This is a genomic window from Kitasatospora sp. NPDC059812, from assembly GCF_042732075.1.
GTDB lineage: Bacteria > Actinomycetota > Actinomycetes > Streptomycetales > Streptomycetaceae > Kitasatospora.
This window is the reverse complement of the sequence record NZ_JBHWIO010000055.1, coordinates 38,540-58,959: the sequence shown is the minus strand read 5'-3', so window position 1 is coordinate 58,959 and position 20,420 is coordinate 38,540. Positions and strand designations below refer to the sequence as shown.

Here is a 20,420-nt window from a genome sequence, read left to right as displayed (position 1 = left end):
TTGTTTTTGTTTTTTAGTGACTGGGGGATCGAACGCCTCCGCTGCGCTCCGGCGGGAATTCCCGCGCAAGCGCGGGAATTGAATTCCGCAAGCGGAATTCTGATCAATTCGCGCAGGCGCTCATTGATCTGATTCTCCTTCGCTGCGCTCCGGAGAATCTGGCTGACTGGGAGGGTGGGTGCATCGGGCTGGGCATTGTGTAGGCCCGGGGGTTTCCCTGCCTCCCTGGGTTTCAGAGCTGACGTCATCTCACGCGCTGTCAAGACCGGCCCTTCCTGTCGAGTCGACGGGCTCCGCTTCGCTTCGCCCATCCTGAAGGCCCGTCACCTTCCGCTCCTACGGGTGCGGCATGCGAGAAGCGCATCGTCTTCAGGCCGGTGTCTGGTTCACTCCAGGGTGTGAACCTTCATTCAAGGGGCTTGATGCATCATGATGAAGCACTGTGTAGAGTCAGTGTTTTAGGCGGACCCCCAGAGGCCAGCTTGCGGGTGTCAGCCGGGAAATTCCCTTCGGCGTTCCGTGGAAGGATCCGGGCATGTCCGTCGAGTTGCGTGACCACCAGATCGAGGCGGTTGACGCGATCATCCGCGCACTGGACATCCCGCCCGGAGGGGTGATTCCGGCGAACGGGCTGCGGACACAGATCCACGCGGCCTGCGGGACCGGGAAGACGTACATCTGCGCGCAGGTCGCGCGCAGGATAGTGCCGCGCGGCCGGGTACTGGTGCTGGTGCCGACGCTGGCCTTGCTGGCGCAGACGATCAGGGCGTGGCGCGAGGTCGGGCATGCGGGGCCGGCGGTGGCGGTGTGCTCGATGGAGGAAGACGTCGAGCTGTGGTCGCTGGACGTGCGGTGCACCACGAACCCGATCCGTCTCGCGATGTGGCATGGGTCCGGGCCGGTGACGATGTTCGCGACCTACAGCTCGCTGGGCGTGCTGGTGGAGGCGTTCGAGGGCGTGTACGGCGAGCGTCTGGACCCGCTCGACCTGGTCTGTGTCGATGAGGCCCACAGGACGTCCGGGAGCTTGGGGAAGGCATGGGCCCGGATCCACGACCAGAGGTGCATTCCGGCAGCTCGGCGCCTGTACGCAACCGCCACCCCGCGGATCTGGCAGGAGCGACCGCGGCCGGCCTGGGAGTTGCGGGAGGGGCACCGGCACGAGCGGCTGCCGCAGGAGATGGCCGCATCCATGGATGATCTTGAAATCTTCGGCACCGTCTCGTGGAGGCTACCGCTGTCAGAGGCGGTCAAGCGGGGTCTGCTGGCGCGCTATCAGATCATCGTGGTGGAGCTGACCGACCCCGTCGTCACCCCCGAGAAGCTGATGAGCCCTGACAAGCGCGGCGAGGAGATCCGCGGACAGCGGCTCGGCGCGCTCCAGGCCGCCATGCTCCACACCATGGCGCAACACGGGCTGCAGACGATGATCACGTTCCACCACCGGACCATGGAGTCCCAGGCGTTTGCGGAGGGTCTGCCGAAAGTCGCGCGGCGGCTGCACGCGGCGGACCCGGAGCTGTACCCAGACCGGATCTGGGTGGACTGGCTCAAGGGTGAACACGCCGGCGAGCGGCGGGCTCGGGTGCTGGCGGAGTTCGGGCGCAGCGCGCGGCGGGCGGTGCTGGCGCAGTGTCGGATCTTGGGCGAGGGCGTCGATATTCGGGCCGTGGACAGTGTTGCGCTCTTGGATCCGAAGGGCGCCCCGCACGACATCGTGCAGGCGATCGGGCGGGCGCTGCGGCAGCAGCCCGGCGAGGGCAAGCTCGCGTCGCTGATCGTTCCTGTATTCCTCAAGGATGGGGAGGCGCCGCAGGACATGTTTACCTCCGGTTCGTATCGGCCTTTGGTGAATGTGTTGCAGGCTTTGCGGGCTCATGATGAGGAGGCCGTGGAATTGCTGGCCATTCCTCAGGTCGAGCAGACGAATGTGGTTGAGCCGTCCATGGATATCGGTTCGGAGCCGCAGGAGGGCGAGAAGGAAAGCCGGATGCTGCTGCGTTTCTCGGCTCCCAGGGATCCGGTGATGGTCGCTCAGTGGGTGTCGTTCAACGTGATCGACACGGAGCGGCAGGACTGGGCCCGGGGTTGGTCAGCAGCCGAGAAGTATGCGAAGAGGGAGGGGCATCTGCGGGTGCCGTTCGATCACCGCGAAGCCACCCGGGCCGGGTTGGACCTGCAGCAGGCGTACCCGCTGGGGCACTGGGTGAGTGAGCAGCGCAAGGCCTACAGCGCGGGCCTCATGGAAGGCAAGCGGTTCGAGCGGCTGGAGTCGCTGGGGATGGTGTGGGATCCGCTGGACGCCGCCTGGGAGGAGAACCTCGCCGCCGCCCGGGAGTACTTCGAGCACCACGGCACCCTCGCCGCGCCCCGCACCGCCACCGCGCTGGACAAACCGGTCGGGCAGTGGCTGTCCAACCAGCGCCGCCCCGGCGCCCTCACCGGCCGCCCCGACCGGCAGGAGGCCCTGGCCGAGATCGACCCGGACTGGAACCCCGCCTGGCCCCTGGACTGGCAACGCCACTACGCCGCCGTCGCCGACTGCCTCGACGGCGGAGCACAGCTCGGCGACCTGCTGCCCGGGGTGACGATCCACGGCCTCGACATCGGCCGGTGGCTGGAGCGACAGCGCCAGCACCACCTCTGGCACGGGCTGACGGACGCACAGCGCGAACGCCTGACCCAGCTCGGCGTCGAACCGCCAGCCGCCCCGGCCGAGGAGACCGCGCCGAGGACGAAGGCCGGCGCCGGGAAGCCCAGCGCCTTCGACCGCGGCCTGGCCGCGCTCACCCAGTACAAGGCCCGCACCGGAACGGTGACCGTCCCCCGCCAGCACATCGAGACCATCCCCGACGGCGACGGCGGCTTCGTGGCGGTCAAGCTCGGGGTGTTCTTGTCGAACGCCAAGAGCCGCCGCGCGAAGCTGACCGGCGAGCAACTCGACCGGCTCGCCGCGCTCGGGCTCGACTGGCGCTGACAGCCCGGCAGGCCCAGGGCCCGCCGAGACGCGCTCCAGGCCGTCCCTGGCCGCCTGCGCCCGCCATGTCCGAAGAACAAGGCGGCTGGGTCCGGCGGAGGCGGCCAGGCGGCCATCCGCGACCGCCTCGCGCAGCTCACGCCAGCCAGCCAAAATCGGGTGAGCCCCGGCGTTCCAGGCGCCTACGGTGGTCGGCATGAGCGAACCAGGAACCCCGGAGCGGCAGCAGTCGCGGCCCACGCACGACGAGCTGGCCGAGGCGACCAGCCGGCTGCGAGCCGAGATCGACTCGGCGTTCGCCAGCGATCGCTGGGCGCTCCTGGATACGCGGACTGAGCAGGTGACGTGGCGCTTGTATGACGGCGCGGCTCTGCGCTACTGCACGGCGCTCCTGCGGGAACTAGAGGCGGCTATCGTCGGCGAACTCGAGTACGCGGTCCGCTCGCTGGCCCGCAGCCTGATCGAGGCGGCAGTGTTTTCTCTCTACATCCACTTCGGCGGGCACGAGGCCGTCGTCACGGTGGGCCAGGCGGCCCGACACAGTGCCGAAGGCGTCCAGAACGCGCGCGACAGGATCAACACGGAGCTCTCCGTCCGCAAGAAGAAGGCACGGGGCCGCCTCAAACGGGTCCAGGCGCGCAATGCTGACATTGCGCGCCGCAACACCAGCCGCCCTGATCTGCCGCCCACGGAGCTGATCCAGACGCCTCACGTCCCTCAGCTCGAACCCAGCCGCATGGACTTGACCGCACTGATCTGCGGGTTCGGATCGATCCAGGCCCAGGCGCTTCCCATCGCCGACATGGTCGAGAAGCTGTCCGAGTGGGCGCCGACGCGCGGGATCGGACAAGAGGATTTGCGTCCGGTCTACCTGAGCTACCGGCAACTGTCGATGGTCACCCATGCCTCAATGCACGTGCTGGACGAGCTCTTCAGGCCGGGCCACTACGTCCGGATCTCCGCCCGGCCGGCGCCCAACGAGCTGGGCCTGATGCTGTGGGACGTCGGCCTGTACTACACGTCCTTCATCGCCGAGCATGTTCTGGGATCCGCCGGATGTGCTACGCCCGAGAGCACTCGCATCCGGATCTGGACCCAACCGAAGCCCAACGGGCAAGCCCCCTGGCAGGAGGACGACTGATCTGTCCGCCGGCCCCGCGCCCGGCCCCGCCCCCACCGCGGCGGCCGGCACCAGCCCGGCGCGAGAGAAGCAGGGGCCTGCCGCGGGCGCAGCGAACCCTCAGCGCCACCGCCCCACCCAACCAGTCGGCCGCTACTCACAGAGCCGGGGGCTGAAATCGAACGAGGGCGCTTCAATTGGAGTGCCCTCGTTCGATTTCAGCCGGTCGGGGCAAGACAGTTGAAAGCCCCATCGGAGCACTTCCCGGTGTGGCCAGTGCGCTGGAGAGCTGTGTGGGTGTGGATAGGTGACCGCCGGACCGTCGGCGCCTGAGCGACAAAGGCGGTGGCTGCGGCGGCGCGGGCGGCTATGCGGGGCTGCCTGTGGGAAGAGGTGAAAAGCCGTCATGTGCCGGGCCGGTCCGGGAGGCTGGAGGGATGGCTCTCGCGATCTTCCGCATGTCTCCTCTCGCCGGGGAGACGACCTTCTCCTTCCTGTGCCGGATCGCTGCCCTCTACGGTCTGGACGACGCCGCTGTGCTGACGCACTGGCAGTGGCGCGGCCATCGCCTGCGGCACGAGAGCGGTGCGCTGCGGGCGGATGCCGAGGTGCTGCTGGATGCGGCGGGGCGGCGGGTGCTGGCCGGGTTGTGCGGGGTCGGTGAGGAGGTGCTGGGGCGGGCGTTGCCGGCATGGGGGCTGGAGGACGAGAAGCTGGCCTCGCGGGCGGGGACGGTCCTGGGGCGGTGTGGCGGGTGGGCGGTGCGGTGGTGGGGCCGGTGGCGTTCGGGTGCCGCTCGTGCGCGGCGCGGCGGACCGGCGCTGCGGTGCGGGTGGTGCGGTATGCGCAGCGGTGGGAGCGGGTGTGTGTGCGGCACGGGCGGTGGCTGCTGGACGTTGACGCCGATCTCGGCCCGGGTGTGGAGTTCCTCGACCTGCGGGGCCTGCCCGAGGTTGCTGCGGCGCAGCGGCGGTGGGAGGCGGTAGCCCGGCAGGCGGTGCGGGCGGGGGTGGGGCCTGGGGAGGTGTTCTCGGTGGCATATGCGGTGGTGTGCCAGTGGTGGGACCAGGCGCTGGGGTGGGAGCAGGAGCGGATCTGGCCGGCCCGGCTGCACGCCCTGGCTGGCGGGGACGCGAGCGGGGATTTCTGGCGGTGGCGGGCGGTGGCCCGGGACGCGGCGGTCTTCCCGGAGGTGGTGGAGGTCGCGCGGGCCTTGCTGGATCCGGTGATGGCCGAGTTGGTCTGGCAGGACAGCGGCGCCGAGCGGATCCGCCTCTTCCCACCCGACGGGGCGTTCGCCCGGGAGCTCGGGCGCAGGATTGGGCGGCGCTGGCTCGGTGAGGTCGGCGCGGTCCCCGACAGCAGCGCACTCACTGCCTGGTGGGGAGCGCTCGTACGCCGTCGCCGCGGCGCTGGTCACAGTGGCGAGCGGACCCTGGACCCGTGGTGGGTCAGGCGTGAGGACCAGCCGGTCTGTCTGGCGGCGCAGTTGCGGAAGCTGGCCCAACGGGCCGATGGCACCATCAGCTGGCGTTCCGAGGTGCCCCGGGAGGAGCGTGCCTGGATCAACGAGAAGATCCGCGAGGCCACTGATCTGTCGGCTGGGCTGGACGTGCATGACACTGCGGCCTTGGCTGTGGGTGCCCGGCAGTTGATCGGCGGTCTGGGCCGGAGCATCGCCGCCCTTGATGAGGCCGTTATCGCCGTCGCGAGCGCGGCGCAGACCGCAGGCATCCCCCTCGACGAACTCAGCACCTGGACCTACATCCCCGCAGAGGACCTCCGACAGGACATCGACGACCACCGCGACGACCTCGAGGAGCAATACGGGTGACGAGGCGGGAGAGGCCAGTCCTCGACGGGGAGTCACCGGTGCACGCTCCTGGACCGGGGCCCGGTGTGTTCCGGGTCGCTCCCCTGCAGGGCCTGTCCAGCCAGTTGACCGTGCAGGCCCTTCGCGCCCGATTTGGCGAACTTCCCGGCGAGCGGTCATCGAAGTCCTTAGCGCATGGTCAGGGGCGTTGTCAGTGATATGGGGGTTCCAGGCCATGAGGCTGTGGCCTGTGGGACATCTGGAGGATGGATGCGGCAGGCGAGGACGCGACGGTGCTCGCGGGCAGACGGGATCCGGTCAGCGGCGGCAGCCGGGTCGAGGCGCGGATCGTCGGCGCGGGTACCGAGCTCGAACGCATGCCGTGGACCCGGGCGGCGCACGGGGTCGCGTTGGAGGAGTTGGCGTCGGTGCGGGCCTTCCCCGTGCAGCGAGGGCGTCGGATTGCTCCGGGGTGGTGGTGGTCGGCGTCGACCGGGCGCCTGGTGCACTACGGCTTCGGCGCGATGCGCACCGAGATCATGCTGCTGGACCACGATCCACAGGTGGTCGCGCTGGCCTGCAGTCCGGTGGAGCTGGCGTGGCTGGGAGAGGATGACGCCGTTGCCGTGCATGCCCCGCACCTGATGGCACGGCTGCGGGACGGCAGCGGCCTGCTGGTCGACTGTGCGGGTAGTGAGGGTGTCCCCGCCCAACTGGCCGGTCATGCCGATGCGATGGCTGCCATGGCCCGAGCCGTTGGCTGGGACTACCGCATCGCGCGGCCACCTGACCCGGTGCTCGCGGCCAACGTGCGGTGGCTGTCGGGCTATCGGCATCCGCGCCACGGCGCCAGCACCCCGATGGAACGGGTCGCTGGCCTCTTCGCCCAGCCGCTGCCGCTCATCGAGGGTGTACGGCGGCTCGGGGAGCCCATGGTGGCATGGCCGGTGGTCTTCCACGCGCTGTGGAGTGGGGTGCTCAGCGCTCCCCTGGACCGGCCGCTGCACGAGCGGACCGTGGCCGCCACGACGGCAGCCGGGGCCGCAGGGTGAGCGGCACCGCGCTCGCCGTGGGGGACCAGGTGCGGTGGGACGGCCGCGCCTGGACGCTCGCCGCGCTCGAAGGCGCCCGCGCATGCCTGCTCGGAGAGGCGGGTGCCATCGCTACGGTGCTGCTGTCCCACCTGCTGGCCGATCCCGGTTTCGAGGTCATCGGCGGGCCGCCCCAGGTCAAGATGGCGGCGGTGGGGCTACTGGACACGCTTCCCGACCACGTGCGTGCGCGGGCCCTGGCATGGGAGCGGCACGTGCGGGAAGTCGAGTCGGGCGCAGCTGTCCCCGGCGGGGTGCCGCGGGCGGTGTACGACCCGGCGGTGACCACGTTGGCGCAGCGCGAGGTGGCGAAGGCGGCGGAGCTGACGGCGGCGGGGGCGGCGACGAGTGTGACGACGGTGCGCCGGATGCGGGCGCGGTACCGGGAGCGGGGGGTGTGGGGGCTGGTGGACCGGCGCACCACGCGCCCGGCGTCTGCGGTGGGGCGGGCCGATCAGCGGGTCGTGGAGGGTGTGGTGGCGGTGCTGGGGCGGCAGCGGGGTCGATCGACGGGGACGCTGACGCGGTTGCGCGACCTGGTCCGGTGGCACCTGGAGGAGGTGCACGGTCCCGGGGTGGTGGCGGTGCCGCCGGCATCGACGTTCAACCGGCTGGTGCACGCGCTGGCCGAGGGCCAGGGGTTGCTGGGCAGTGCGGCGCAGCGGCGTTCGCACGGCTCGCGGCCGGCGGCGCCGTTCAGGCCGACGGTCGCGCTGCGGCCCGGTGAGCTGGTGATGATGGACAGCACCCCTTTGGATGTCCTGGCGGTGCTGGCGGACGGGGTGACGGGTCGTCCGGAGTTGACGATCGCTCTCGATGTGGCGACGCGGTCGGTGTGTGCGGCGGTGCTGCGGCCGCCGGGTACCAGTGCGGTGGACGCGGCGGTCCTGCTGGCGGAGATGGTCGCGCCGACGCGGATGCGTCCGGGCTGGGACGCCGCCTTGGCGCTGCAGCGCTCGGTGGTCCCCTACGAGCGGCTGCTGGGTCTGGACGAGCGGCTCATCGGGGCGGCGGCGCGGCCGGTGATCGTGCCGGAGACGGTGGTCGTGGACCAGGGCAAGGTGTTCGTGTCCTCCTCGTTCCTGGGCGCGTGCGAGAGTCTGGGGGTCTCGCTGCAGCCGGTCCCGCCTGCGAACGGACCGGCGAAGGGTGCGGTGGAGCGGACGTTCAGGTCGATCAACCACGGGTTCTGCCAGTATGTCGCCGGCTACACCGGGTCCAGTGCCGCCGAGCGCGGGCGTCGGGTGCAGGACGAGGCCCGGTGGGCGCTGCCGCAGTTGCAGGAGCTCTTCGACGAGTGGCTGGTGTGCGGGTGGCACGCCCGCAAGCACGCCGCGTTGCGGCATCCGATGCTGGCGCATCTGTCGCTGTCGCCTATCGAGATGTGGGGTGCTCTGGTGGGTATCGCGGGCTACGTGCCTGTGCCCCTGGTGTGGGAGGACTACATCGAACTGCTGCCGGTGCGCTGGCAGCCCGTCAGCGACTACGGCATCCGTTTCGACTACCGCACCTACGACAGTGCCGTCCTGAACGGGTACCGGCGCAGCCGCACCTCTGCGGGAGCGTCCGAGCGGCTGGAGGTGCACCACAATCCCTACGACCCGGCCCGGATCTGGGTCAGGCTGCCGCACGGATTCAAGGAAGTGCCCTGGATCCACGCCACCCAGGTGAGCATGCCGTTCACCGACTCCACCTGGCGCCACATCGTCAGCACGGTGGCGCGCACCGGTGACCGTGATGCCCACGAAGTGGCTCTGGCCCGGGCCTTGGACATGCTGTTGCGGCGCGCCGGGGCAGGGGCAGGCACCCGCCGCGAACGTACCGTCGCGGCCCGCGCCGCAGCCGCGTCCTCCCTCGCCCTGGACGCTCTGGTGCCGGTGCCCGCCGACATCGCTACGACTGACGGCGCCCCGGCGCAGCGCAGCGGCGAAGGCCCCGTTCTCGAGGACGTGCTGGGGTTCTGGGGCCCCGAGGACCTGGCCGATTCCGGATTCGATGAAGGGGAGAACGACGATGGCGAGGAGGGCTGCGGTCCTGATCCGGGGCCGCCGCGCCCCTCTCATGTGCTGGACCCGCGTCAGGAGGCCCAGCGGTGGCTGCATTGAATCCCGTCCCCAGCCGGGGCGAGGACGAAGTGTTCGACCCCGTCAGCACGTGGGTGGGCTGGCAGCGCTACGTCGACAACGCCCCCGGTGACCGGTCGGCGGATGACAGCGGCTGGAGCCGGGAGCAGCGCTTGGACTACCACTCCGAGTTCGTCGTGGTGGGCACTGCGGCGATGAAGCGGGTGTCGCTGGAACTGCAGAAGATGCTGCTCGTCAACCGGAGCCACCGGGGCACCGCACGGCGCGGGCTGATCGTCTCCGGGCCGCCCAGTACCGGCAAGACCACCATGCTGATGGAGCTGGGACGGATCTTCGAGCTCAGCGACCGGCGCAGGCACCCGGGGGTCAAGGACCGGCTGCCGGTGGCATTCGTCTGCGTTCCGCCCGCCTCGACTCCCAAGATGCTGGTCAGCGAGTTCGCCCGGTTCCTGGGCGTGCCCGTGCTGCGCCGGATGAACCAGGCCCAGATCACCGACTCGGTCTGCGCGACCCTGGGCGAGCTGCGGACCCAACTGGTCCTGGTCGACGACATCCACCTGCTGGACACCCGCACCCGCTCCGGCGCCGAGACCTCCGACCAGATCAAGCACCTGGGCGAACGAATCGCCGCGACGTTCATCTATGCCGGCGTCGATGTCGACGCCTCCCCTCTGCTGGTGGGCCCCCGCGGGCAGCAGCTCGCCGGGCGTTTCAAACTCCTGCGCAACGACCCGCTGCCGTATGGCACCGAGGCGCAGCGGCAGATGTGGCTCGAGCTGGTCACCGACCTGGAGAGCGCACTGCGGCTGCGCCACCACCGCCCCGGCACCCTGGCCCGTCTCGCCCCCTACCTGCACCGGCGCACCGGCGGAGTGATCGGCAGCCTGTCCCACCTCATCCGAGAGGCAGCCATCACCACCATCACGGACAACGGCGAGCGCATCACCAAAAAACTCCTGGACGGCATCGAGCTCGACATCCGCGCCCAGCAGCAACTCCTCGCCACTGCCCCGACCCGGCGCAGTTCCACGGGGCGGGCTGGGAGAAACCGATAGTCGCCCAGGCGCGGAGTGCTGGAAGGGGCACCCGAGCCGGACGCCCTGCGCCGCGCGCCTACCTCGCGCAGACCCTTACGAGAGTGGAGCAGTACTGCTGTGACCATGGAGTTGAGGCGCGCGCCGTCCTCGCTGCTGTTTCCGACGGCGCCGTGTGCCGTCGGGGTACGGCCCCTGGGCCGGGAGACGACCCTGTCGTTCCTGCAGCGGCTGGCCGCCCGCCTGCGCACTACGGCCCCGGACCTGCTCGCGGAGTTCTTCGCCTTCGGCAACCGCCGCCCCATGTCGTCCTTCCCGCGACGCGGCGAGGTGTACTTCAACACCGAGGCCCGTACCCGCCTCGCCGCCCTGGCACAGGTCCCGCCCGCACACCTGGAACGGGCCCTGCCCGCCTGGGCGCAGCTCGAACCGGTCGGGCGCCACGACGACGGGCCGGCTGTCACCTTCTACAACGCCACGTCCATCGCGCCGACCGCAGCCGCCTGCCCGCGCTGCACCGCCGCCCGCACCGGCCGCGCCGAACCCGCGAGCCTGTACACCGCAGACCACCAGCACGTGTGCCGCCGCCATGCGGTCTGGCTGACGGACCCTCACGATGCGGTCCAGGGCGGGGGCGAGCTCAGCCTGGCGGGGCTGCCCGAGGTCGTCGCCGCCAACAGCCGCCATGCCACCTGGCTGCGCCGCCGTTCCAGCATCGCCGACGCCTTCCCGCTCGCCCAGGCCGTCACCGCGACATGGTGGGACGCCGCCTGGCCGCAGGAGAAGCACTGGCCCCAGCTGCGCGACGACCTAGCCCGCGCCAACCCCCACGCGGACATCCCCGAGCACACCGCCCGCACCATCGCCACCTACCCCGACAGCGTCGTCCTGGCCAGCCTGCTGGCTGGCGGCTTCTGGCAGCAGCAGGTACGGACCCAGAAGCACAAGCCCCACACCCCGGCCGACACCCCCGCCCTCACCCGCGAGCTGGCCGCCCGCCTGCGACGGCCCTGGCTGGCCCAGGCCCTGGCCGACCAGTCCTGCGGTCCGCTGACCACCTGGCTGCACAACTGCTGGCGCCCACAGCCCATCCAGGAGGGAAAACCCGGAAGCCTGTGGTGGATCTCCCCCGCCTACCGCACCCTCTCCTCCGCCCGCAGCACCGCCCCGGACACCGCGGCAGCCCCCGTGGCCGACGGCACGGGGCCGGCCACGGAAGACGACGCCACCGTGCGGGGCTTCGCCCGCGGCTACGCACTGGCCGATGCCTTCGCCCAGGAGCACGGACACCTGTCCATCCCCTACCGGCACCGGCGCGACGGCTTCCAACTGGGCCTGTGGCTGTCCAACCAGCGCGCCTGCGGTCCCCGGCTGCCACCCGAGCGCGACCGCGCGCTTGCCGCCCTGGACCCGTGGTGGAACCCCCCGTGGAGCACCCGGTGGCAACGCCTCTACCAGCGCGCACACCAGCAGGTGCAGACCGGTATCCTGGTCGATCCCGGGCAGGGCTTCGACGCCTTCAGCGAGAACATGGGCAGCTGGCTGTTCGACCAGTGCCTGAAGTACCAGGACCTGCACCCCCAGCAACGCGCCCTGCTGGGCCGGATCGGCATCACCGCGCACAGCGCCGAAGCAGTCCGCCGGCGCCGGCGCAGCATCGAGGACTCACGCACCGAAGGACTCGCGGCCGCCCGCGCCTACGCGGCGCGCACCGGCCACCTGTGCGCGTACTCCGAGGACACCCACAACGGCTTCCCCATCGGCCAATGGCTCTCCAACCAGCGCAGCCGCACCCGAGCCGGTCCCCAGGCCGCTGGTATCGCCGACCAGCTCGCCGCCCTGGACCCCTGGTGGGCCGCGCCGTGGCCCACCAGCTGGCAGCGCACCTGCTACACGGTGGGCACCCTGGTGTGCGCCGGCCATGCACTCGACCCCGCCGACGCGTTCACCGGCTTCGACGACGAGGTGGGCCAGTGGCTGTTCACCCAGTGCGCCACCTACCAGGACCTCGCGCCCGGCCAGCAACAGCAACTCGCCGCCTTGGGACTGACCGCCCAAGTCGCGGCCACCGCCCGGCCCAACCCCACCACCAGCGCACCGAGCCTTCAGACCGGGCTGTACTACGCCCGCGCCTACGCCCACCAGTACGGCGACCTCGACGTTGCGCCCCATGCCCGTCGCGACGGCTTCCCGCTGGGGGCCTGGCTCGCACGCCAGCGCCACTACGCCAACACCCGCGCAGCGACCTCCACCACGCCCTGGCCCGGCGCAGCGCTCCTGGCAGCCCTGGACCCCTGGTGGAACCCGCCCTGGGGCGCCGACTGGAACAAGAGCTACCGCGCCACACAGGTCCAGGCCGCAAGCGGCCTGGACCTCGAGCCCGAACGAGGTTTCCCCGGCACCCCCGACTGGACCGGACAGTGGCTGCACACCCAGTGCCTGGCCTACCCCAGCCTCCACCCCGAGCAGCAACGGCGACTGGCCCTGCTCGGCATCACCGCCACCCACGCCCGAGACGCCAAGCCGCGGCGCACCACTCAGCAGGAGTCCTTCGAGACCGGCCTGGCCCACGCCCGCACCCAGGCCCGGCGCCACGGCCACCTCGCCCTGCCCAACACCACCCGCATCGAGGGCTACCCGATCGGCACCTGGCTGGCCACCCAACGCGCGAGAGCCACCGCCGGCCGGCTGCCCGCCGACCGCGCCGACGCCCTAACCGCCCTCGATCTGTGCTGGAACCCGCCCTGGGGCATGCGCTGGCAGATCACCTACCACTGCGTCAAAACCCAGACCGCCGGCTGCACCCTCGACCCAGCCCAGGGCTTCCCCGGCCTGCCCGCACACGCCACCCGATGGCTGTTCACCCAGTGCGCCGCCTACCCCACCCTCACCCGCGGCCAGCAACACCTCCTCGCCGACCTCGGCATCACCGCGCAGCAAGCCGGCGCCCTACGCCCGCGGCACGGACCCCGCCCGCGAACCGGCCCCGGAGCCGAACGGCCCCGCCCCACCACCGTCCCCTGCGGCATCGACGCCGGCCTGCCCTACGCCCGCGCCTACGCCCACCAGCACGGCGGCCTGGGAGGCGCCCACTACGACGTCGAACACGACGGCTTCCCCCTAGGCTGGTGGCTATACGAACAACGCAAACGCGCGAACGCCCACCTACGCCGAACCCGCCAACCCTGGCCCCACCAAGCCGCCATGACCGCCCTCGACCCCTGGTGGAACCCACCCTGGCGAGCCAGCTGGCAACACACCTACACCCGCATCCAGGGCCGCCTCGACCCTGCCGGACTCCTCCCCCACCAACAGCGGTGGATCAACCAGCAACGCACCAACTGGCACACCCTCCACCCCCACCAGCAGAAGCTCTTGACCACCATCGGCCTCACACCCACCGACAAAGGACCATCGGCGCCTCAATCGAGGTGAGCCGCAGCCAAGAGAGAAGCGGTCTGCACTGTGTACGTATCCAGATACGCTTCGCTACGCTGACGCAGGTGGATCACGATGAGGCTGCCACCCAAAAGGACGAGGGGCCGGTGACAAGCCGGGAGCAGGACGCCGTGCGGGTGCTGCTTCTTATGGACGGTGCATGCGAGCTGGCAAACAGCGCGGACCTGGACGATTCTCGGCTGCAGAGCGCGGTGGGGGTGGTCCGTTCCCAGGTCCGGCTTCAGAAACTGGACTTCTGGCTGCGCAACCCGGACTACCTGGCTGACGAGTTGCTCAACGACTACGAGACCAGCGCCGAGGAGCCACTGCTCGATCACGCGGCCAGGATCTTGGAGTCCGAGGAGCCGGAGGTACGCCGCTACCCGATGCTGCGGCACCACTTCGGAGCCTATGAGCCGCTCGACGACGCGTTGGCGGTACTGCGCAGCGCCGGCCTGATCGCAGTTCGCCGCCGCGGCACGGTCAACCGGATCCGCCAACACGACTACTTCCTGCTCGAGCAGGGACGGGCAGTGGCGCGCGACATCGTCGGTCAGGCACCGGAATTCGCGTACTACGTCGAACGGGTCCGCCTGGTGATCGACCTGGCGGATGGGTTGGGGGGAAGCGGGTTGAAGGCACGACAGTATCTGCAGCGTGAGTACGCGCAGGCAGAACGCGGGAAGCGGATCGGTTCGGTCAGCGCGCGAGCCCGCGCGCGGCTGACCGAGTTCCGGAGCCAGGCGGCTGCGACCGGTGCGGGGGCAATGTGATGGAGACACAGGCATCGCTGGAGTCACGGATCGCGGCCCTAGCCGAGACGACCGAGGATGAGGTCCGCAATGTGTTCGCGACCTACGGTCTGCCGCTGGTCAGTACGCCGGCGCGGCCCAGGGCTCTTCGGCTGCAGCGGCTTCGGGTCGCAGGGCTGCGTACGGGAGCAGTCGCCCCGGGGAGTTTCGATTCCACCATCAGGTTCAACGATGGCGTGACCGCGCTGGTGGCCTCCAACCTCCGGGGAAAGACCAGCGTCTTGGAGCTGGTGACGTGGTGTCTGCGCGGGGCCCCGCGGGAGCTTCAGACGGGGGTGCGGCATTGGTTGAGTTTCCTGGATCTCGATGCCGTGGTGGCGGGGCAGCCACTGGGGTTCCGCCTCGATCTCGAGGACGGGGAGATCGTCTCGGCACTCGTACTAGCGGGGCCCAACGTGGACCGCCTGGCTGACACGCGCCTGCCCATCCCCAAGGACGGTATCGTCCCGCTCCTGCGTGCCTCGCGCTCGGCCAGCTTCACTGAGCAGGTCCAGGCACTGATGATGGACCGGCTGGATCTGCAACCGCTCGTCAACAGCGTCAAGGGCACCTCCACGCAGACGCACGGGTGGCCGGCCTACTACGGAGCCCTCTACCTGCCGGCTGGCGGCGACAAGGTTCTGCTCGGGGACCAGTCGATCGCCGGCTTGCCGGGACGACTGCTGCAGGTGTTCCTCGACCTGCCCGCAACAGCGGCCCTGGCCCGGGTCAAGACGGCGCAGGATCTGCGCGCCACCGAGGAGCGCTCCAAGTGGGCGGCCGCGGACACGTTCGCGCAGTCTGTGCGTGAGCAGCGCGAACACGCGCAGACCAGGCTCAGTGAGGCGCGTGCACGGCTGACTGCTCTCAGCTCTGCGGCCGGCCCCAAGGCGTCGCTGCCGGAGTTGGCCGCCCGTTCCGTCGTGTTGGCCAATGGCGTCGCCGACAAGCAGGAGCGGTGGGAGGAGTTGATGGCCGCTCACCGGCAGGCGCGTACCGCCCGGCAGCGAGATGCCAAGCTCCTCAACGATGTCAGTGAGAGCGCCGTGGCTAGGCGGCTGTTCCACGGGCTGAACCCCACCGCGTGCCCCAGGTGCGACAAGGACATCGAGGAGGAGAGACGGCAACGCGAGCGTAGCGCGCACGCGTGCGCGGTGTGCGACCGTCCGGTCGAGGCAGGCGATGACGAGACTCCCGAGGACGTCATCACCGAGGCCAAGGAGCGGCTGGCAGCCAGCGGCGAAGCGGAAAAGGCGGCCAGGGATGCGCTCGAGGAGGCGGAGGCTGCACTGGGGAAGCTCACCGAGGAGCTGACGTCCGTTCAAGGGCAGCTGCGTGCTGCCGAGTCCGCGGCTCAGCTGCCTGCGCTGGTGGCGGCCCGTGAGGACATGCTTCGTTGGGAGGGGGCACTCAGCGTTCTCCCCGAGGCGGCCCTGACCGCGGTGCGCCAGGAAAGCTCGACCGTGAAGATCCTGAAGTACGGGGCGAAGGTTCTTGAGGAAGACAGCCGCACCAGCGGCAGCACACTGTTCGCGGCGCTGAACCAGGAGATCACCGAGCTGGGCCACCGGTTCGGCATCGTGTCACTGGAGGCCGTCGAGATCGACCGTGCGGGGCGACTGAAAGTCATCAAGGACGGCACGTCCCAGGACTGGTTCAGTAAGCAGAGCGCCGGGGAGCGGCTTCGGCTCCGGATCGCGGTCGTCATCGCACTGCTGCGGGTCGGAGCCGCGCACGGCGTCTCCACCCACCCCGGGCTGGTACTAATCGACAGCCCCAAGGCCGAAGAAGTCCAGGATCTCGACGCGCTCACTTTGCTTAAGGAGCTGGCCGCAGTCGCCGAGGAGAACGCGCTGCAGATCGTCGTCACCACTGCGGACCCCGTACTGGCCCACGAGGTGCTGCCAGAGCACAGCATCGTCGAGGCCACGGACGGACGCCCGTTGTGGTAGCCGCCGGTCGAGAGGTCAGGGAAGGAAACGGGCCATGACCGCCACACTCGCAGCCCGGCTGGGCGAACTGGCCACGCAGGGAACACCTATCACGTTCACTGCCCTCGCCGTCCCCAGCGAAGTCGTCGCCACCGAGGCCGGACCGACCGCGGCCGGCCCCATGGCCCCGCTCCTCGCCGAGGCGATCGTGGACGCCTTCGAACGCGCGGACACCCCGTGGACCGACGCGGCGGCCGCGTTCCCTCAGGCGCTGGCCGGCCAGGTCAGCTTCCTGCACCTGACCACCACCTTGCAGACTCTGCTGAGCAGCCCCGCAGCCACCGGCGCGTGGGCCAAACCGTTGAACACCACGCTGCTGGCAGACCTGCCGACAGCCGTACAAACCACTCCGCTGGTGGCAGCCGCTCGTCTGGAAGGTGCCGTGCGTCTCGCCGCTTCCCAAGCCGTCTCCCCCTACCGGGTATGGGAGGCCCTGGACGAACTCCCCTTGGACGGCCCGGAGGACTTCCTCGAGCGCATGCCCCGCCTGCTGGGAGTGGCGCTGGATTGCTGGTCCGACCAGGAGCCCGTCGCAGGGACTGTCCGCGGGCTGCTGCGGCGGCTGGCGGATGACGAAGCCACCGACGCGGACGCCTGGTTCGAGCTGGGCTGCGACCACTTGCGCACCGCCTTGTCCAGCACCGACCTTGACCAGGTCGCCCTCCAGATCGCACAGGCGCGCAAGCTGTTCGCGAACACCGCCGCCACCATCGAGGCCCGCCAGGACGCCGATGCCTACACCGCGCTCTGCGACGCACTGCTCGGTTTCACGGCAGGCAGCGCCGCCCAGGTCGCCCAGGCAGCAGACGCCCTGGACCGTGCCCTGGATCAGCAAGCGGCATGGCTCCGCGGCACCCACCAGGCACCCTGGCTGCAACCACGCCGTGCCGCCGAAGCCGCATGGAGCCACCTGCTGATCCAACTGCGCTCTGCGAGCGAGTTGCTGGAGCAGCCGGTGTGGATGAATGCCTGGAGGGCCTTGGACTGCGTGCTCGACGCCTACCGGGCGTCGCGCACCGTGCGGCCTGTCGGCACGGGTGACGACCTGACCGGCCTGGCCGCCTTGATCGAACCGGCGATCGAGGACGGCTTCCTGCGGCAGCACAGCCTTCTGGCCGTGCTCCGGCATGCGGCCGACCACCCCTCGGAACACCCCTCCGTCGGCCTGGACACCGCTACCGCCGCCGCTGTCCTTGCCCGCATCGACGCACGCACAACCCGCACCCCAGGCTCCGACGGCTCACACGAAGCCGAGGAAGCGGACGAGGAGCCCCCTGGAGGGGAGCCGGCCCGGCTGCACCGCCTCGCCCCAGTCTTCACCATGACCCTGGGCCCCCAGGAGGCCGTGCGGATCGGCGCGCAGCTCGACGACCAGGCGCTGGCCGCCGTCGAAGCGCTCGCCTACACCCACGACGTCGCCCGCCTGCAGGCCACCGACCCGGTGGTGATCCCCACCCTTGACCGCATCCTGCAACAGCTCTCCGCACACCCGCACTTCACCGGCGAGGTACGGACGACCTTCACCGCGCTGGTCACCCAGACACTGTTGTTCCTCAAGAGCCGCACCGACATGACCCGCAGCAATCTGTTCGGGCCCGGTAAGAAAGTCCCCGGCAGCAAGAAGAGCGAGCCGCCGTACGACTACCGCCGGAAGCCGGAGCCCGGGCAGCGCGAGCCCTTGGAGGGCGACCTGCAGCGGGACTTCCACGGATGGCTGCAATCAGGGCCGTTGCACAACACCGTTCAGGTCGAGTCTGTCGACATCGGTATGGGCCGGGCCGACGTCCTCGTGCACTTCGGTGCCCTTCGCTACCTGACCGAGATCAAGAAGGACGACACCGACAACACGCGCGGGTACCTCGAGAACCATTACCTCAAGCAAGCCTCCGAATACACCAATACCAACGCGCCTTTCGGGCAGCTCCTCGTCCTGGACCTGACCGCGAAGACCACCGGCACCCGCCGTCTGGAGGAGTTGACCTGGATCACCACCCACCGCCCCGACGGTGCGCTTATCGATCGCGCCGTCGTCGCCGGGATCGTCTCCGGCCAACGCGTCACCCCGGCTGGCTACTCACGCTGAAACCCAGCAACGCGATAGCCGCCTCCCCGCGCCCAGTACAACTGAACGGCAACCAAACAAGCTGATCACCCAACCTAACCAGGGAATCTCTCTCCAACACCAGCTGGCCCAGACTCTCCCCTCCCACTCAGCTATCTGAACAACCCAGCTCAGAGCGCTCAACACCGACCATGATCACTGAGCGCGGACATCACCGACCCGGTCGTCACCCCCGAGCGCCTGATGAGCCCCGAGAAGCGCAGCGAGGAGATCCGCGGGCAGCGGCTCGGCGCGCTCCAGGCCGCCATGCTCCACACCATGGCGCAGCACGGGTTGCAGACGATGATCACCTTCCACCACCGGACCATCGAGGCGCAGGCGTTCGCGGAGGGCCTGCCGGCCGTGGCGGCGAAGCTGCACGCTGGTGACCCCGAGTTCTACCCGGAGCGGGTCTGGGCGGACTGGCTCAAGGGCGAGCACGCCGGCGAGCGGCGCCAGCGGGTGCTCGCCGAGTTCGGGCGCAGCGCGCGGCGGGCGGTGCTGGCGCAGTGTCGGGTGCTGGGTGAGGGCGTGGACATCAGGGCGGTGGACTCGGTGGCGCTGTTGGATCCGAAGGGGGCGCCGCACGACATCGTGCAGGCGGTCGGGCGGGCGCTGCGGCAGAAGCCCGGTCAGGGGAAGCTCGCCAGCCTGATCGTGCCCGTCTTTCTGAAGGAGGGTGAGCAGCCGCAGGACATGTTTACCTCCGGTTCGTATCGGCCTTTGGTGAATGTGTTGCAGGCTTTGCGGGCTCATGATGAGGAGGCCGTGGAATTGCTGGCGATTCCTCAGGTCGAGCAGACGAATGTGGTTGAGCCGTCCATGGATATCGGTTCGGAGCCGCAGGAGGGTGAGGAGGAAAGCCGGATGCTGCTGCGTTTCTCGGCTCCCAGGGATCCGGTGATGGTTGCGCGGTGGGTGTCGTTCAATGTGATCGACACGGAGCGGCAGGACTGGGTGCGCGGGTGGTCGGCGGCCGAGAAGTACTACAGGCGGGAGGGGCATCTGCGGGTGCCGTTCGACCACCGCGAGGCCGCGAGGGAGGGGTTGGAGTACGCGAAGGCGTACCCGTTGGGGCACTGGGTGAGTGAGCAGCGCAAGGCGTACGCGGCCGGGTTGATGGAGGGCAAGCGGGTCGAGCGCCTCGAAGCGTTGGGGATGGTGTGGGACCCACTGGACGCCGCGTGGGAGGAGAACCTCGCCGCCTGCCGGGTCTACTTCGATCACCACGGCACACTCGCCGCACCCCGCACCGCGACCGCGTTGGACAAACCGGTCGGGCAGTGGCTGTCCAACCAGCGCCGCCCCGGCGTTCTGAACGGGCGTCCCGACCGGGTGGAAGCCCTCGCCGGGATCGACCCGGACTGGAACCCGGCCTGGCCCCTGGACTGGCAACGCCACTACGCCGCCGTGACCGAGTGCGTCCAGGGCGGGGCGCAGCCGGCGGACCTGCTGCCGGGGGTGACGGTACACGGGCTGGATGTGGGGCGGTGGTTGGAACGCCAACGCCAGCACATCGTCTGGCACGGCCTGATGGACGCGCAGCAGCAGCGCCTGGCCCAGTTCGGTGTCCAGCCGCTGGCGGCCCCGGCCGGAGCCGGGGAAGGCCAGGGGAAGGGCGCAGCGGGTGGGCGCAAGACCGGCGGGAAGGTGAGCGCGTTCGACCGCGGGCTGGCCGCGCTTGCCCGGTACCGGGAGCGCACCGGGTCGGTGACCGTGCCGCGCCAGCACGTGGAGGAGATCCCGGGCGGCGACGGGGGCACGGTGGAGGTGAAGCTCGGGGTGTGGATCTCCAACACCAAGAGCCGCCGGGCGAAGCTGACCGGCGAGCAACTCGACCAGCTCGCCGCACTCGGACTCGACTGGCGCTGACCCGGCCGGGCCCGGGGTTGGGGGGGGGGTGAGGGCGGCCCCTAACCCGGTGGCGCCACACCCCCCCCGGGCCCCGCCCCCCGGGCGCGCGGGGGCCCCCCCGGCCCG

At 70.2% G+C, this 20,420-nt stretch carries 11 protein-coding genes; all 11 read left to right on the top strand.

Annotated elements, in window-relative coordinates; genetic code table 11:
* The first annotated feature begins 535 nt into the window (after positions 1 to 535).
* The 11 genes from ACFV6D_RS25140 (at position 536) to ACFV6D_RS25090 (ending at position 20,312) form a co-directional block, all read left to right on the top strand.
* A complete protein-coding gene (locus tag ACFV6D_RS25140; RefSeq protein WP_380561179.1) occupies positions 536 to 2,977 on the top strand; it encodes a Helicase associated domain protein in 2,442 nt (813 codons plus the stop codon).
* Between the two features lie 196 nt (positions 2,978 to 3,173).
* Positions 3,174 to 4,118, top strand: a complete 945-nt coding sequence (locus ACFV6D_RS25135) for a hypothetical protein (protein WP_380561178.1) — start codon at positions 3,174 to 3,176, stop codon at positions 4,116 to 4,118.
* A 733-nt stretch (positions 4,119 to 4,851) separates the two neighbouring features.
* A complete protein-coding gene (locus tag ACFV6D_RS25130; RefSeq protein WP_380561177.1) occupies positions 4,852 to 5,931 on the top strand; it encodes a DNA-binding protein in 1,080 nt (359 codons plus the stop codon).
* A 245-nt stretch (positions 5,932 to 6,176) separates the two neighbouring features.
* Positions 6,177 to 6,962: a TnsA-like heteromeric transposase endonuclease subunit gene (locus ACFV6D_RS25125; protein ID WP_380561176.1), complete on the top strand. Its 786-nt coding sequence runs from the start codon at positions 6,177 to 6,179 to the stop codon at positions 6,960 to 6,962.
* The gene (locus tag ACFV6D_RS25120; protein WP_380561175.1) at positions 6,959 to 9,106 is read left to right on the top strand and encodes a Mu transposase C-terminal domain-containing protein; all 2,148 of its coding nucleotides are present in this window, start codon (positions 6,959 to 6,961) and stop codon (positions 9,104 to 9,106) included. The genes ACFV6D_RS25125 and ACFV6D_RS25120 overlap by 4 nt, the downstream gene beginning before the upstream one ends.
* Positions 9,094 to 10,140 (top strand): TniB family NTP-binding protein, encoded by a 1,047-nt coding sequence (locus ACFV6D_RS25115; protein WP_380561174.1) that lies wholly within the window; start codon positions 9,094 to 9,096, stop codon positions 10,138 to 10,140. Before ACFV6D_RS25120 ends, ACFV6D_RS25115 begins: the two co-directional genes overlap by 13 nt.
* 105 nt (positions 10,141 to 10,245) lie before the next feature.
* Entirely contained in the window at positions 10,246 to 13,554 is a 3,309-nt protein-coding gene (locus tag ACFV6D_RS25110; protein ID WP_380561173.1) for a Helicase associated domain protein, read from the top strand.
* 68 nt (positions 13,555 to 13,622) lie between these two features.
* On the top strand, positions 13,623 to 14,330 hold the full coding sequence (locus tag ACFV6D_RS25105) for a hypothetical protein (protein WP_380561172.1): 708 nt from the start codon (positions 13,623 to 13,625) through the stop codon (positions 14,328 to 14,330).
* On the top strand, positions 14,330 to 16,300 hold the full coding sequence (locus ACFV6D_RS25100) for a hypothetical protein (protein WP_380561171.1): 1,971 nt from the start codon (positions 14,330 to 14,332) through the stop codon (positions 16,298 to 16,300). Before ACFV6D_RS25105 ends, ACFV6D_RS25100 begins: the two co-directional genes overlap by 1 nt.
* A 34-nt stretch (positions 16,301 to 16,334) precedes the next feature.
* Positions 16,335 to 18,422 (top strand): hypothetical protein, encoded by a 2,088-nt coding sequence (locus ACFV6D_RS25095; RefSeq protein ID WP_380561170.1) that lies wholly within the window; start codon positions 16,335 to 16,337, stop codon positions 18,420 to 18,422.
* A 222-nt stretch (positions 18,423 to 18,644) separates the two neighbouring features.
* Positions 18,645 to 20,312, top strand: a complete 1,668-nt coding sequence (locus ACFV6D_RS25090) for a Helicase associated domain protein (RefSeq protein WP_380561169.1) — start codon at positions 18,645 to 18,647, stop codon at positions 20,310 to 20,312.
* The last annotated feature ends 108 nt before the right edge of the window (positions 20,313 to 20,420 follow it).